Source organism: Paraburkholderia sp. TE9906 (assembly GCF_056279605.1).
In genome coordinates this window covers 79,841-94,988 of record NZ_JBWCCT010000008.1, presented here as the reverse complement: position 1 = coordinate 94,988, position 15,148 = coordinate 79,841, and the positions used below count along the sequence as shown (strand labels likewise).

At 67.5% G+C, this 15,148-nt stretch carries 14 protein-coding genes; 5 read left to right on the top strand and 9 right to left on the bottom strand.

Annotation, left to right across the window (positions count from 1 at the left end):
- Window positions 1–63: 63 nt before the first annotated feature.
- The 7 genes from fliL to fliF all read right to left on the bottom strand — a co-directional run bounded on the left by fliL (window position 64) and on the right by fliF (window position 8,283).
- The gene (gene fliL / locus ACZ9H4_RS22360) at window positions 64–564 is read right to left on the bottom strand and encodes a flagellar basal body-associated protein FliL (protein WP_408152782.1); all 501 of its coding nucleotides are present in this window, start codon (window positions 562–564) and stop codon (window positions 64–66) included.
- A 570-nt stretch (window positions 565–1,134) separates the two neighbouring features.
- Window positions 1,135–2,613 carry a flagellar hook-length control protein FliK gene (locus ACZ9H4_RS22355; RefSeq protein ID WP_476120920.1) on the bottom strand — a complete coding sequence of 493 codons (1,479 nt, stop codon included), beginning with the start codon at window positions 2,611–2,613 and terminating at the stop codon, window positions 1,135–1,137.
- 60 nt (window positions 2,614–2,673) lie between these two features.
- The gene (gene fliJ / locus ACZ9H4_RS22350) at window positions 2,674–3,123 is read right to left on the bottom strand and encodes a flagellar export protein FliJ (protein WP_408323237.1); all 450 of its coding nucleotides are present in this window, start codon (window positions 3,121–3,123) and stop codon (window positions 2,674–2,676) included.
- Window positions 3,124–3,125: 2 nt separating this feature from the next.
- Window positions 3,126–4,832, bottom strand: a complete 1,707-nt coding sequence (fliI, locus tag ACZ9H4_RS22345) for a flagellar protein export ATPase FliI (protein WP_476120917.1) — start codon at window positions 4,830–4,832, stop codon at window positions 3,126–3,128.
- Window positions 4,826–5,515, bottom strand: a complete 690-nt coding sequence (gene fliH / locus ACZ9H4_RS22340) for a flagellar assembly protein FliH (protein WP_476120915.1) — start codon at window positions 5,513–5,515, stop codon at window positions 4,826–4,828. The genes fliI and fliH overlap by 7 nt, the downstream gene beginning before the upstream one ends.
- Window positions 5,502–6,497, bottom strand: a complete 996-nt coding sequence (gene fliG / locus ACZ9H4_RS22335; protein WP_408140234.1) for a flagellar motor switch protein FliG — start codon at window positions 6,495–6,497, stop codon at window positions 5,502–5,504. Before fliG ends, fliH begins: the two co-directional genes overlap by 14 nt.
- The gene (fliF, locus tag ACZ9H4_RS22330) at window positions 6,487–8,283 is read right to left on the bottom strand and encodes a flagellar basal-body MS-ring/collar protein FliF (protein WP_408323239.1); all 1,797 of its coding nucleotides are present in this window, start codon (window positions 8,281–8,283) and stop codon (window positions 6,487–6,489) included. The genes fliG and fliF overlap by 11 nt, the downstream gene beginning before the upstream one ends.
- 251 nt (window positions 8,284–8,534) lie before the next feature.
- Here fliF and fliE point away from each other — a divergent pair, with 251 nt between their 5' ends.
- From fliE to ACZ9H4_RS22305, 5 genes are all read left to right on the top strand, one after another.
- Window positions 8,535–8,870 (top strand): flagellar hook-basal body complex protein FliE, encoded by a 336-nt coding sequence (gene fliE, locus ACZ9H4_RS22325; protein ID WP_408140239.1) that lies wholly within the window; start codon window positions 8,535–8,537, stop codon window positions 8,868–8,870.
- A gap of 353 nt (window positions 8,871–9,223) precedes the next feature.
- Window positions 9,224–9,658 (top strand): flagellar export chaperone FliS, encoded by a 435-nt coding sequence (gene fliS / locus ACZ9H4_RS22320; protein WP_476120912.1) that lies wholly within the window; start codon window positions 9,224–9,226, stop codon window positions 9,656–9,658.
- Entirely contained in the window at window positions 9,655–9,981 is a 327-nt protein-coding gene (locus ACZ9H4_RS22315; protein ID WP_476120910.1) for a flagellar protein FliT, read from the top strand. Before fliS ends, ACZ9H4_RS22315 begins: the two co-directional genes overlap by 4 nt.
- Before the next feature lie 95 nt (window positions 9,982–10,076).
- A complete protein-coding gene (gene fliK, locus ACZ9H4_RS22310; protein ID WP_476120908.1) occupies window positions 10,077–11,516 on the top strand; it encodes a flagellar hook-length control protein FliK in 1,440 nt (479 codons plus the stop codon).
- The gene (locus tag ACZ9H4_RS22305) at window positions 11,516–11,872 is read left to right on the top strand and encodes an EscU/YscU/HrcU family type III secretion system export apparatus switch protein (RefSeq protein ID WP_408152789.1); all 357 of its coding nucleotides are present in this window, start codon (window positions 11,516–11,518) and stop codon (window positions 11,870–11,872) included. Before fliK ends, ACZ9H4_RS22305 begins: the two co-directional genes overlap by 1 nt.
- Window positions 11,873–11,904: 32 nt before the next feature.
- Here the strand turns inward: ACZ9H4_RS22305 and ACZ9H4_RS22300 are convergent, their stop codons facing one another.
- On the bottom strand, window positions 11,905–13,323 hold the full coding sequence (locus tag ACZ9H4_RS22300; protein WP_476120906.1) for a coniferyl aldehyde dehydrogenase: 1,419 nt from the start codon (window positions 13,321–13,323) through the stop codon (window positions 11,905–11,907).
- A 96-nt stretch (window positions 13,324–13,419) separates the two neighbouring features.
- Window positions 13,420–15,105: an isovaleryl-CoA dehydrogenase gene (locus ACZ9H4_RS22295; RefSeq protein ID WP_476120904.1), complete on the bottom strand. Its 1,686-nt coding sequence runs from the start codon at window positions 15,103–15,105 to the stop codon at window positions 13,420–13,422.
- Between the last annotated feature and the right edge of the window lie 43 nt (window positions 15,106–15,148).

Genomic DNA, 15,148 nt, shown 5'->3' with positions numbered 1-15,148 from the left:
TGCTTATTCCTCGTGCGTCCCGTGGCGGTTGATGATGGCAGTGCTAGATAACGTCACTGAGCGTCACTGCACGACGAATTCGGTGAACAGCACGTCCTGCACGTGGATCGGCGCGGCGCCCTTTTCGGTCGGCTGCGCGATCAGCGTCTTGAGCTCTTCGGCGAGCGCGCGCTTGCCTTCCAGCGGCGCGAGCTCGTCGGGGTGCTTGTTCGAGAGCGCGAGCAGGATGTGGCTGCGCACTTCCGGCATATGCTCGGTGAGCTGCTGCTGGGAGGCGGCGTCGGCGAGCCGGAGCGTGAGGCCGATGCGCAGGAAGTGCTGCTGGCCGTCGTCCGATTGCAGGTTGACCGTCATCGATTCGAGCGGGAAGAACAGCGGCGCCGCGGGCGGCGTCGGCGCGGCTTCCGCTGAGCTCGCGGCTGGCGCGCGCTTGGACATGAAGAACCACACACCCGCGCCGGCTGCGCCCGCGGCGACGATCGCAATGAGGGCGATCAGGATGATGCGCTTCAAGGGGCCCGGGGAGGCGGGCGCGGCTTGCTGGTTTGCGGTCGTGGATGCCATGTGGTTTGCTTTGCGTGCCTTTAGTGCTGGTGAGGGTGATTGTTGTTGATTTGCGCCTGGATCGATGGGTCGAAAAGAAGGGGGATTGCGGGCTATCTCTGGTTTTTGGGTTGTTTTTAGCCTGGGGTTTGGGCTGTTTGCCTTCGGTGTTGGCCTTTCCTTGAGTTCGCGGTGGTCTATTGGCGTTGCCCCTGTGCGGGGCGGCACCTACTTTCTTTGTCCCCCAAGGGGACTTCCTTCGGGGCGCAGCCGCAAAGAAAGTAGGCAAAGAAAGCGGCTCCAAACCGCCAGCTCATAAGCGGGTCCCCTGGCTTGGAGGGGGCAGTGGTGCATCTGGAATCTGTGTTCCCGCACACTCCGCGTCAGTGACAAGGCAGTCATTCTTCCGGCGACGCTGCGCGCGCCGACGCGGTAGTTCATCGAACCGTCTGTGTGCTCAGAGTCGCTTGAATCGAGATCTCTTAGGAGGCTTTCAAGTCAAGAAAAGCGGGAGCCTCCGCGCGCATGCAATTGCCCCGCGAACCGCCGCAGGTCGCATGGGAAGGCCGCCTTGCGGACAGGTGTCAGGTGTCAGGCGAAAGTATCGACCAGCCCAACCTTGCGCTTCACCGCGACGTTGGCGACCGTGTCTATCGCGTCCGATGTGCCGCCGCCAAATGATCCGCCGCTGCCGCTGGATTTGCCGCCCGAGCGGCCCGAATCGGCGTTCTGTTGCTGGCCGCTGCTCTGGCGCGCGAAGCCGTCGCTGACGCTCGCGCTGCCCAGCCCGATTCCGTTCGATTCCATCGCCTCGCGCAGCTTCGGTAACGCCGCCTCGACCGCCTCACGTACCGATTGATGCTGCGAAACGAACAGCGCATGCGCGTGGTTGTCGGCTACCTGCAACACGACTTGCAGCGGGCCCAGGTCCTTCGGGTTCAGCGTCAGTTCGGCACTCTGCGAATGCGCGTTCGACAGGAACACCACCTTCTGGCTCAGCGCATCCTCCCAGTCGGTCGTGCCGACCTGCGGCGCCAGCGCGTTCGCCGCTTCCGCCGCGCTCGCGGTGCCCGTGCTTTGGGCGGCGGCCGTCGTTGCGGCGCTTGCTGCGGCTTGGGTGGCGGCCAGCGCCGCAGTCGCTGCGTCGGCCGCGCTCTTGAAGGACGAGAGGTTGTCGGTCTGAGCGCCAGCAGCCGTGGCCGTCAGCGTCTCGACCGCCGATCTGGCCGCCGCGGCCGGGTCGGTCAGCGTCGTCGGCGCAGCCGTCGCCGTCGTGGCGCCCTTCGATGCGTTCGATCCCTTGCCCTCGCCGAATAGGCCGCTCGCGAGCGACTTGCCGTCCGCCGAGCCGTTCAGCCCGCCGTTCGCGCTCGCCGCCGTCGCGGCGTTCGCTGCCGCGCCGCTCGCCAGCGCCTGCGCCGGCACCGTGCCCTGGCCGCTCGCCAGTGCGGCGAGCGCCGCCTGCAATGCGTCCCGCAACGACTTCGGATCGGTTGCGGTGGTTTTCTTGCCCGCCGCCAAGCCGGGTGTCGTGGTAGTGGCCGTGCCGGTCAGCGCGGCCGAGGCGTCGGCCAGGGCCGTGGCGGGATCGGTGGTCGTCGCGGTGCTGTTCGCGTCGGCTTGGGCTTGCGCCTGAGCCTGAGCCTGGGCTTGCGCGGCGGCGGCCGCTGCAGCCGCGCCCGCATCGGCCGGCGTCGTGTTGTTGCCGGACTTTGCCGGCGTCGTCGGGGTTTTGCCGTTCGACGCCTGCTGCGCGTGATCCGGGGATGTCGCGGATGACGCCGCGTTCGTCGGGTCGTCGCTGCTGCTCTTCGCGTCGTTTGCCTGTTGCGTGGCGGAATCGGCCGGCGGTGCGTCATGCACGCTCGACGATGCCGCCGATGACGACGAATCCTGCTGCTGGCTCGCGTTCTGCGCGGCCGCGTTGCTCTGCTGGTCGATGCTTTGCTGCAAGGTTTGCGAGAACGGGCTGGCGCTCGCCGCGGCGGCCATCGCCGCACTGGTCGATGAGTTGCCGGCGGAGCCGAGCAGCGAACCGATCTGGGAGCCGATCTGTGAAAGAAGCGACATAAGGAATCCTGTCAATCTGTCATACGGGTGGTCGATGAGACGAGGCGACGCTCGCCCGGGTCAGATGCCTTCGGCGCGCATGCGCAGAATCCGCGCGGCGAATTCGTCGGCGTCGCGCTGATCGCGCCGCGCGACGGTTTTTGCTTCGGCTGCTTCGCCGCGCGCCTGCAGCACTTCGTATGAGCCGAGCTTCTGCTTCTGGCGCTGCCAGTCGGGCTTCGCCGCCTCGACACGGGCGGTGGCCGTCGCGAGCAGATTGCGCTGCTGGTCGATGGCGGCGTCGAGCGTGTCGATGAACGCCTGGAAGTTACGCATGTTGCCGGCCGGCATGCCGCTCTGGGCGGTCGTCGTGAAGCGCGAGTGGTATTCGTCGCGGTATTGCACGAGCGCATCGAGCTGCCCCTCGACGTCGTTGCGCTCGCGCTGCGCGCGGCCCAGACGCTGCGCGGCGGCGTCCACATCGTCCTGCGCGAGGCCGATGAGTGTCTTGATCGGAAAGTGTTTCGCCATCGTCAGCCTCCTTGGGCAAACAGTGCGTCCAGCATCTCGACGCTGGGTTCAAAGTTTGCGCATTCGCGAAAACCTTGCTGCAAAAATGCTTCCATCCGCGGATACAGCGCGATCGCGCGATCGAGCACCGCGTCGCGCCCGCTCGAATACGCGCCGACGTTGATCAGATCGCGGTTGCGCTGATAGCGCGACAGCATCTGCTTGAACATACGCGTCTTGTTCAGATGGTTATCGTCGATCAGCGCGGTCATTGCCCGGCTAATCGACGCTTCGATGTCGATCGCCGGATAGTGGCCGGCCTCGGCGAGCGAGCGCGACAGCACGATGTGGCCGTCGAGAATCGCCCGCGCGGAGTCGGCGATCGGGTCTTGCTGGTCGTCGCCTTCGGTCAGCACGGTGTAGAACGCGGTGATCGAGCCGCCGCCCGCCGGGCCGTTGCCGGTCCGCTCGACGAGCGCCGGCAGCTTGGCGAACACCGAAGGCGGATAGCCCTTGGTGGCGGGCGGTTCGCCCACGGCCAGCGCGATCTCGCGCTGCGCCATCGCGTAGCGGGTGAGCGAATCCATCAGCAGCAGCACGTGCTTGCCCTGATCGCGGAAATATTCGGCGAGTGAAGTCGAATACGACGCGGCCTGCATCCGCAAGAGCGGCGAGACGTCGGCGGGCGCCGCGATCACCACCGAGCGCGCGAGACCTTCCTCGCCGAGAATCTGTTCGATGAATTCCTTCACTTCGCGGCCGCGCTCGCCGATCAGGCCGATCACGATCACTTCGGCGCTGGTGTAGCGCGCCATCGTGCCGAGCAGCACCGATTTACCGACGCCCGACCCGGCAAAGAGCCCCATGCGCTGGCCGCGGCCGACGGTCAGCAGCGCGTTGATCGCGCGCACGCCGACGTCGAGCACCTTGTGAATCGGCTCGCGGTTCAGCGGATTGATGACCGGCGCGGACAGCGGCGCGTCGGCGTGCGCGCCGAGCGGGCCGAGCCCGTCGAGCGGACGGCCGGACGCATCGAGCACGCGGCCGAGCAGTTCCCAGCCGACCGGCAGGCGCTTGGCACCTGCCATCGGGTCGGCGATCGGCGCGCTTTCGAGCGGATAGACGCGCGCGCCGGGCAGCAGGCCGATCACTTCGGTGGTCGGCATCAGAAACAGTTTGTCGCCGGAGAAGCCGACGACTTCGGCTTCGGCAATCGGCAGCGAACTGCCGGGCGGCAGTTCGATCATCACTTCGGCGCCGACCGACAGGCGCAGGCCGACCGCTTCGAGCACGAGGCCGGCGGCGCGCGTCAAACGTCCGCAGGCGCGCAGTGGCTTCGCGATCGCATTGCGCGCGCGCAACGCGTCGAGGCGGCCGCGCCAGGCTTGCATGTGCGGGTTGCTGTCGAGCGTGGGATCGTAGGGGGCGTGAGCGGCGGCGGGGGCGGCAGCGCCTGCCGCGGCGGAATCGCGGCTCGCGGCGGCGCCCGTCGCCGGATGCGCGTGAGCCGGATCGCGCAAGGCCGCTTCGATCGCGGCAACCGCAGCCGCGGCGGGCGTCACCGCGGATGTCGCCACCGCAGATGTCGCCACCGGTTTTGCCGCGGGCGTGACCTCATGCGCCGCCTCCACGTCCGCAAGCGCTTCGGCGCCGAACGATGCCAGCGCCAGTTCGCGTTCGAGCGGCGTCAGATCGCTGGCGCGAATCTCGTCGAGGGTCGGCTTCACCATGTGCTCACCTTGCCGAGTGCGGCCGCGACACGTTCCCAGCGCGTGTCGATGCCGGCATCCACTTCGCCGGTGCCGGCCTGGGCCCGGCAACCGCCGCGCTCCACCGACGCATCCGTGCGTACCGTCCAGCCGCGCGTTTGCAACTCTTCCATCAGATAGGCCTCGACGACCGGCAGATCGGCGGGACTCACGATCAGGGCCGGCGCGCCGACCAGCGCGGGTTCGGTGGCCAGCACCTCACGCGCGGCGGCGATCAGCGCGGTCGGGTCGTGCTGCACGTGCTGGCGCACCACCTGCTGCGCGATGTCCAGCGCCAGCGCGACCAGCGTTTCGGAGATCGCGCCCTGGGCGCCGTCGAGCGCTGTCTTGAAGGTCGCCGCCAGTGCGGCGAGCCGCGCCGCTTCTTCGCGCGCTTCGCTCTGGCCTTGCTCGAAACCCTGCGCATGACCCTGGTCGTAACCGGCCTGGTAGCCGAGCGCCTGGCCGGCCACGTGGCCGGACGCGATGCCCTGCGCGTGCGCGGCGTCGCGCAGGCGTTCCAGTTCAGCTTCGAACGCGGCGCCGTCGTCGACTTCGGGCTCGGGCGGCGGCGCCGGCGGCACCGGATCGAACGAGGCCATCTCCCAGCGCTGGTAGGCCGAGAGGCTTCCCTTCGCCGAGGAGCTCTGATCAGACATATGCATCTTCCGCCTTGCCGCCTAGCACGATCTGACCGCTCTCTGCCAGATTGCGCACGATCTGCAGGATGCGGCGCTGTTGCGTTTCGACTTCGGAGACGCGCACCGGACCGCGTGCATCGAGGTCTTCGGCGAGCAGTTCGGCCGCGCGTTGCGACATGTTCGACAGGAACTTCTGGCGCAGCGCGGGCGGCGCGCCCTTCAGCGAGATGATCAACGCCTCGGACTCGACTTCCTTCAGCAGCAGCTGGATCGCGCGGTCTTCCAGATCGAGCAGGTTCTCGAACACGAACATCTGATCGATGATCTTCTGCGCGAGTTCCGCGTCGTACTGGCGAACGTTCTCGATGACGCCTTCCTCATGATTGCTCGACATGAAGTTGAGAATCTCGGCCGCCGTGCGAATGCCGCCCATCGGGCTGCGCTTGAGGTTGTCGCTGCCGGACAGCAGGCCCGTCAGCACGTCGTCGAGTTCGCGCAGCGCGGCCGGCTGGATGCCGTCGAGCGTGGCGATGCGCAGCAGCACGTCGTTGCGCAGCCGCTCGGTGAAGCAGGCGACGATTTCCGACGCCTGATCGCGGTCGAGATGCACGAGGATGGTCGCGATGATCTGGGGATGCTCGTTCTTGATCAGCTCGGCGACCGCGGCCGAGTCCATCCACTTCAGGCCTTCGATACCGCTGGTGTCGCTGCCCTGCAGGATGCGGTCGATGATCACGCCGGCCTTGTCGTCGCCGAGCGCCTTGGTCAGCACCGAACGGATGTACTCGTTCGAATCGAGCGACATGCCGGTGTGCTGCTCCGCTTCCTTCACGAACTCCTGCAGAACTTCGTCGACCTGCTCGCGGGTCACGTTCTTCAGCGCGGCCATCGCGACGCCGATCTTCTGGACTTCGCGCGGCCCGAGGAACTTGAACACCTGCGCGGCTTCTTCCTCGCCGATCGACATCAGCAGCAGCGCGCTCTTCACTACGCCTTCAGCGCTCATCGGACACCCAATTTTTCACGACGGTTGCAACGATCTTCGGATCCTGGCGCGCGATGCTGCGTGCGAATTCCAGGTTCCGCTCATATTTGTGTTTCGCGTTTTCGAGCGCGAGCGTTTCGCTGTCGGTCTCGATCTCGACCACGGCGCCATCGCGCTCCGCAGCCGGAATGCCGTCCAGCAGGACCGGCTCGTCCGGCGCCGCCAGCGCGGCCATGGCGGCCGGCTCCGGCGGCGGGAAAGCGCGGCGCAGCGCGGGCTTCACCATCACGAAGTACAGGAACAGGGCCACCGCGCCGATGCCGAGATAGGTCGCGATCTGCTTGTAGAGCGCCAGCATGTCCGGCGTGCGCCACCACGGCAGGTTCGCGTTCGGATCGATGTCGGCGGTGAACGCGCTGTTGACCACGTTGACCGAGTCGCCGCGCGCCGCGTCGAAGCCCATCGCGTCCTTCACCAGTTGCGTGACCTGCGCGAGCTTGTCGGCGGTGACCGGCTGCATGGTCACGTTGCCCTTCGCGTCCGCCACCCGCAGGTAGTTCACCACCACCGCCACCGACAGACGCCGGATGCCGCCCATCGGCCGGTCGACGTGGCTCACGGTCTTGTCGAGTTCATAGTTGGTGGTCGAATCCTTGCGGTCGCTGACCGGCGTGGTCGCGACGCCGCTCGCGCCATTGCCTGCCGTGATCGGCGCGGAGGCCGGTTGCGGCGGCTGGTTCGACAGCGCGCCGGGCACGCCCGAGGCGCCGCCTTGCGACATTTCGGTGGCGCTGCTCGACTGCTGGCTGCGGATCGCCGCCTGTTGCGGGTTGCCGTTCGGGCTGTAGTTTTCCGAAGTCTGTTCGCTGTGCGAGAAGTCGATGTCGGCGCTCACCTGCGAGTGCGCGTTGCCCGTGCCGAACAGCGGCGCGAGGATCGCGTTGATGCGCTGCTGCGTGTTGCGCTCGATCTGCTGGCGGTACTTCAGTTGCGTCGCGTCGAGTCCGCTGCCGGTGGTTGGCTGCGTCAGCAGGTTGCCGTCCTGATCGAGGATCGTCACGCCGTGCACCGGCATTTCCGGCACCGCCGACGACACCATGTGCGTGATCGCGACCACCTGGCCTTCGTCGAGCACGCGGCCCGGATAGAGGTTCACCAGTACGGCCGCCGACGGCGCTTCCTTGTCGCGCACGAACACCGAGGGCTTCGGAATCGCCAGATGCACGCGCGCGGACTTCACCGTCGAGATCGATTCGATCGTGCGTTCCAGTTCGCCTTCCAGCGCGCGCTGATAGTTGATCTGCTCGTCGAACTGGCTGATGCCGAACTTCTGGTTGTCCATCAGCTCGAAGCCGACCGAGCCGCTCTTGGGCAGGCCTTGCGAGGCGAGCCGCAGACGCATCTCGTGCACCTGCTCGGCCGGCACGAGGATCGCGCCACCGTTGTCGGAGAACTTGTAGGGAATGTTGGCCTGCTGAAGCGCGGCGATGATCGAGCCGCCGTCGCGGTCGGACAGATTGCTGTAGAGCACCTTGTAGTCCGGCGCGCGCGACCACAGGAACAGGCCCGCCACGATCGCGACCAGCAGCGCGACCGCGAAGATCAGCGGGGCGCGCGGGTTGCCGCGCATCTGCGCGAGGCCCGACAGACGCTGGGTGAAGTTGCCGCCCATGCCGCCCAGGTTGCCGCCGAGCCCGCCGAGGTCGGCACCAGCCTGGCCGGCGCCGGCCGCGCCGGTGCCAGGCTGCGCGCCGGCCAGCCCCATGCGGGCGTCGGGGTTGATCAAAGAGTTGGCTGACGAATCCATGCGTCGGGTATCTCCGGGATGCCTTTGCGTTCTGCCGCCTGAGCGCGCCGGGGGTCGGCGGGCGGACGGACAGAGACTTTCACCCTTGAAATTATCCGCAGCGCGGCTCAACCCGATTGCTTGAATAGAGCGGGGTTTCCCCCCTACTTTCGGGCCTGTTGCGACGGGGGCGCTTGCTATGCTTCGGTTCAGATCGGTACGGCTGTGCAGTACGGCTATAACCCGCCGGTCCTTCATTCAACGGAGAGAACATGACCATGCCCGTGAACGCGCTCTCGTCGGCGCTGCAACAGATGCAGGCGATGGCGGCGCAGGCGGCCGGCGGCACGAGCCCGGCGGCCGAGCAGTCCGGCGCGGCGACCACCGGCGGTTTCGCGTCGGCGTTGAAGGCGTCGCTCGACAAGATCAGCAACGACCAGAAAACCGCGATCGGCGAATCGCAGGCGTTCGAACTGGGCTCGTCGAACGTGTCGCTGAACGACGTCATGGTCGACATGCAGAAGGCCAACGTGGGCTTCCAGTTCGGCCTGCAGGTGCGCAACAAGCTGGTTGCCGCCTACAACGACATCGCGCAGATGGCGGTCTGAGCGAGCCGCGCGCGGCCTCGCTCGCCTGAAGCTGCTTGAGCCTGCTCGAGCCTGCACGACTGCCGGCAGCGCCGCCCGCGACGGCGGCGCACCCTCAGCCGTTCGCGCCTGCGCGGGCGTGACGCAGTCGCTGCGGCCCGCATGCGCCCGGCGTGGTTCGTCATGGAGACTGACGAGCCCTGCCGGCGTGGCGTCGGCTCGTGCGCGATACGCCCCTTAATCCTCCTTACATCGGCCTAAAGCTTTGTCGTTGCGTATCCGATAACACGGGTACAGGGCAACCTCGGGCGCTGCGACGCTCCGGACGGCCATGCCACGACCAAACCGCAGTCTGTATGAGAAGAGGAGCGCCGATGTTTTCCCAAGGACACGCTGGAGCCAATGCGTATGCACGCGTCGGCGTCGAGACAGGTGTGATGGGCGCAAGTCCGCATCGTCTGATCGTGTTGCTGTATCAGGGTGCAAGGCAGGCGATCGCGCAGGCGCGGATGCATTTGCAGCAAGGCAATGTGGCCGAGCGTGGCATGGCGATCAGCAAGGCGATTCGCATTATCGAAAGCGGGCTGCAGCAGTCGCTGAACATCGAGGTGGGCGGCGAGATTGCGGAGCGGCTGAACGCGCTGTACAGCTACATGGCGCGCCGGCTGCTCGAAGCCAATATCAAACAGAGTGAGACGATGCTGGTCGAAGTCGACGGCTTGCTGGCGACGCTCGAAGAAGCATGGATCGGCATTGCCCCGGAGATCGCGCGGATGGCAGCCCAGCCGGCCGCGGAAAGCATGAGATGACATCGAACGCAGAATATTTTGCCCGCTACGAGGCGATCGCAGCGATTTCCTGCCGCATGCTGACGGCTGCCCGGCGCGCACTGTGGAGCGACCTGGTCCACTTGCAGGAGGAGTACCGGCATCTGGTGGAAGCGTTGAAGGAGGCCGACTCCGATGTGAAGCTGGACGAAGCCGAGCGCCTGCGTAAATACGCGCTGATCCGTCAGATTCTCGCAGACGATGCCGCCATCCGGGATCTGGCGAATCCGTGCATGGCCAACCTGTCGGCGCTGTTCGCCGGACGGCCGACGCGCGTGCTCAAGGAACTGTACGGCGCGCGCTGAGCCGGCGTGCGTGCGCCGCGCGTTGCGGATCGCGAAGCCCGACCGGACTGATTCGAGATTGAGCGCGCTGCCGCTAATGTGACCAAGGAATCGGCATGAACGGAATCGACACGGCCATCGCTTCGGTGCTTACGAGCCGGGTCGACAGTCTGCTCAACATCGCGCCGGGCAGTACGGCCACCTCGCAAACCGGTGCGGCGGGTGTCGATGCCGCGCCGATTACCGCGCCCCCGGCCGTGCCGTCCGCACCGCCGCCTTCCGCGCAAACCGCGCTCTCCGCCGTCGCGCTGACGCTCAATGCGATCGCGCATGCGGGCGGCGATGCAACCTTGGCGGTGCTCGGTCAGACACCGATCTGGCCGGCCGCGCCGGCGCTCGACATCGAAGTCGACGGCTTGCCGCTGTTCGACACGACCGCCGCTTCCACCACGCTGAAGGGAAATCCGGCCACTGCTGCTGCTGCCACCGCCAATGTCGCGGCCGCCCAGGTGCCGGTCGCGGCGCTCACGGCCGCGCTCGAACGGACCGTGAGCGATAGCGGTCTGTTCTACGAAGCCCATCTCGCGCAATGGCTGGCCGGCCAGCGCTCGCCGGCGGACCTTGCCGACGAGGCGCAAAACAGGCTGGTCGCCGCCGCGCAATTACCGCTCGACTGGGGCAATGAAGAGGGCGACGCGCCGCTGCCCAACGGCTCGACGCGACAGGGCGCCGGCGCCGCTTCCAATGGCGGCATGCCAAGCGGCGCACCCGAGAGCGCCGCCACGGCCCGCGCGATGCCGTCGATCCTGACCGCGCAGGCCGCGCGTTTCGTGGCCGGTGAAGTGCTGGCCGATTCGCTGTCCGAGCTGACCGGGCAACCCGCGCATGCCGGGCTGCACAGCGCGGCGCCGCAAACGGCCGACACCGGCGCGGCGCAGAATTCGCAATCGATGGCCGCGGCGGTGCATCCGGCGACCGTGCCGCTGGTGCGGCAGCAACTGGATCTGCTCGCGACCGGCCAGTTTCGCTGGAGCGGCGAAGCGTGGCCGGGCGCGCGGCTCGACTGGACCATCGAACAGGACGGCGACGAATGGGACCGCAGCGGCGGCGGCATGGCGAGCGAGGACGACCAGCCTTGGCGCACGCGCCTGACGCTGTCGCTGCCCACGCTCGGCACCGTCGACGCCGAATTGACGCTGACCGGCATGCGGCTCGTGGCACGCGTGCAGGCGAGTCCGGGCGGCGCGACGCGGCTCGCGCTGCAGGGGGAGAGCTTCCGCCAGCGGCTCGCGGCGGCGGGCATCGAACTGAACGGCCTGACGATCCGCGAGATCGGCGGCGGCGTGCCTGGCACCGCGGCCACGGCGGCGAGCGCGGCGGAGGCGCAGGCGGCGGCATCGGCCTATGCACGCTCGGCATCGACGGCGGGGGCGGCGGCTTCGGCTTCCGCAACCTCCGCGAGCCCGGCGGCCCACGCCGCGACGACGGCCCGCCGCAACCCGCGCGGCGCTCGCGCGTCAGCCGCGCCGAGCAACGATTTCGACTGGGATATCTGATGAGCCGCACACATCGCCGCACCGCGGCCGCGCTCGTCTACGACACGCAAAGCGGGGACCCCGCACCGCGCGTGGTCGCCAAAGGCTATGGGCTGCTGGCCGAGATGATCGTGCAGCGGGCCAAGGAAGCGGGCCTGTATGTCCATGAGGCGCCCGAGATGGTCTCGCTGCTGATGCAGGTGGACCTCGACGCGCGCATCCCGCCGCAGCTTTATCAGGCGGTGGCGGAATTGCTCGCGTGGCTGCATCGGCTGGAAAGCGGCGCCGAGGTTGAGCCGGCACACGGCGCCGATACCGCGCAGGACGTGACCGACGTGGTGGCCACCGAGATCGAAGGCGGCGCCGCGCCGCGCTAGAGCTCGCCCGCTGCGCCGTCTGGGCGGTTGCGTCAGAAGCGCATCATCAGCTTCAGCAACGCGTTGACCCGCCTGCCATACGGCGGCGCGATCCAGCCGCGCGCGTTCAGTCGCGACTGCGTCAGCACCGGCTTCATCTTCGAGAAGGTCACGAAGCCTTCGTAGCCGTGATATGCACCCATTCCGCTCGCGCCCACCCCGCCGAACGGCAGGCTTTCGCACGCGAGGTGCATCAGCGTTTCGTTGACCGCCATGCCGCCCGCGATCGTTTCGTGCGTCACGCGCCCGATCGTCGGCGCATCGTCGGCGTACAGATACAGCGCCAGCGGACGAGGGCGCGTGTTGACGTACGCGATCGCGTCGTCGAGCGTGTCGTAGGGGACGATCGGCAGCAGCGGCCCGAAAATTTCCTCCTGCATCAGCGCGCAGTCGTCGGGCGCGTTCGTGACCACGGTCAGCGGAAAGCGGCGGCTTGCGGGATCGGGCGCGGCGTCGGTCAGCCCATGCAGTTGCGCGCCGGCAGCGCGGGCTTCGTCGGCGAGACGCTCAAGCCGCGCGAAGTGGCGCGGCGAAATGATCGACGTGTAGTCCGGATTGGTCGCGAAGGCGGGGTACATCTTCGTCATCCGCGCGCGCGCCCGGTCGACGAACGCCTGCTCCGTGCCGCGCGGCACCAGCACGTAGTCCGGCGCGACGCAGGTTTGACCCGCGTTGAGCGTCTTGCCGGCGACGAGGTTGTCGACCGCGTTGTTAAAGCGCGCCTGCGCACCGATGATCGCCGGCGACTTGCCGCCGAGTTCGAGCGTGACCGGCGTCAGATGCTCGGCCGCCGCGCGCATCACCTCGTGGCCGACCCTGGTCGAGCCGGTGAACAGCAGATGGTCGAACGGTTGCGCGCTGAACGCAGCGCCGAGCGCCGCGTCGCCATTGACTACCGCGACGTGATTGCGCGCGAAGGTCTGACCGATCAGCTGCTCGAACAGCGCCGACGTGCGCGGGGTCAGTTCGGACATCTTGATGATCGCGCGATTGCCCGCGCTCAGCGCGCTGATCAGCGGCCCGGCGGCGAGCAGCACCGGATAGTTCCACGGCACGAGAATGCCGACCACGCCGAGCGGCTGCGGCACGACCTTCGCGCGCGCCGGCAGCAGCCATTTGCTGGTGCTGCGGCGCTGTGGCTTCATCCAGCGCTTGCCGTGCCTGAGCGCGGCGTCGATCTCTTCCTTCACCAGCAGGAACTCGGCGAGCAGCACCTCTTCTTTCGCACGATTGCCGAAGTCCGCGTTCATCGCGTCGGCGAGCGCGTCGCGATTGTCGAGCATGACCTGGCGCAACGCTTTCAGATGCGTGGCGCGCGTGTCCCATGACGGATAGGGCGCGCGCAGATAGGCATCGCGTTGATCGCGCAGCAGCGCTTCGAGCGCGGCGATCTCGGGCAAATCGTGCTTCATGGGTCCACCCCCTGATTGGATGACGGTGCGCGTTGGATCGCGCTTATTGATCTGGCGGTGTCTGCTTCGAGTGTTTTATTGACGTAGGCCCGGATCTCACACGGGAAACGCCCGTTCGATGATCGCCGCATGATCGACCGTGGCCGGCAGCGTGCCGTACACGCGGCCGCTTTCGCCGCAGCCCTCGGCGAGACGCGTGGCGATGAACGCGCCAGCGATCGCAGCGGGCGCATGTTCGACGAGCAGCGTGGCCTGCGCGATCAGCACGATCTGCTGGGCGATCCGGCGCGCCGACGCTTCGCGTTCATCGGCCGGGCCATTGAGCGTGGCGGCCAGCTTGCCAAGCGCAGCGCGCAACGCCGGATGCGCGCCCACCTGCGCCTGCCACGCGGCGAACAGCGCATGCGCCGCCTCCGGCTCACGCTCCAGCGCGCGCAGCACGTCGAGGCACATCACGTTGCCGGAGCCTTCCCAGATCGAATTCACCGGCGCTTCACGATAGAAGCGCGCCATCGGACCGGTTTCGACGTAGCCGTTGCCGCCCCAGACTTCCATCGCTTCGCCGGTGAATTCCAGCGTGCGCTTGCAAACCCAGTACTTTGCCGCCGGCGTGACGATGCGCCGCCACGCGCGCTCGGCCGGTGAGCCGGACGAAGCGTCGGCGGATGCTTCGAACGCGCGCGCGAGGCGCATGAAGAGCACCGTCGCCGCTTCGGACTCCAGGGCGAGATCGGCCAGTACGTTGCGCATCAGCGGCTGGTCGGCCAACTGCCGGCCGAACGCGCTGCGATGGCGCGCATGGTGAATCGCCTGCACCAGCGCCGCGCGCATCAACGCCGCGCTGCCGATCACGCAGTCGAGCCGCGTGTAGTTCGCCATTTCGATGATGGTCGGCACACCGCGCCCTTCTTCGCCGATCATGATGCCGAACGCGTCGAGGAATTCGACCTCGCTGCTCGCATTCGAGCGATTGCCGAGCTTGTCTTTCAGACGCTGGATCTGCACGGTGTTCTTGCGGCCGTCCGGCGCGAAACGCGGCACGTAAAAGCACGACAGGCCCGTGTGATCGTCGGTGCGCGCGAGCACGAGATGGGCGTCGCACTGCGGCGCGGAGAAAAACCACTTGTGCCCGACGAGCCGGTAGGCGCCGTCGCGGCCCCCGGCGGCGAGCGCATGCGCGTGGGTCTGATTGGTGCGCACGTCCGAGCCGCCCTGCTTTTCGGTCATGCCCATGCCGATCATCGCGGACGTCTTCTGCGTGAGCGGCACGTCGCGCGGATCATGCTCGCGGGCGTAGAGCTTGTCGCGCAACGTATCGAACAAGCCGGGCTCGCGCTGCAATACCGGGATGCTGGCGAAGGTCATCGTCAACGGACAGAGCGAGCCGGATTCGAGCTGCGCATGCAGGAAGTAGCCGGCGCAGCGTGCGGCCATCGCGCCGCGTTGCGGATCGGAGAACGGCAGCGCATGCAGTCCTTCGCGTCGCAATAGCGAAAGCAGCGTATGCCACGAGGGATGAAACTCCAGCGCGTCGATACGCTCGCCGCGCGGGCTGTGCGTGAACAGTTCGGGCGTATGGCGGTTGGCCAGTTCGGCGAGCGCGAGCGTCTCGGGGGTGGTGAGCGCCGCGCCATGCCGCAGCAGCGCTTCGCGATGCCAGCCGGCGCCATCGCGTTCGAGGGCGGCGGACAACGCGACGTCGCTGGAAAAGAGGTTGTAGTCCGCGAGCGGCGGGACCTGATTCGTCACGTCGTGCGTCTGGCCGAAGTGATGCCGTTCCATGTGCTGTCTCCGTTCACCGCAGGCTCGCCGGTGCTGATCGACG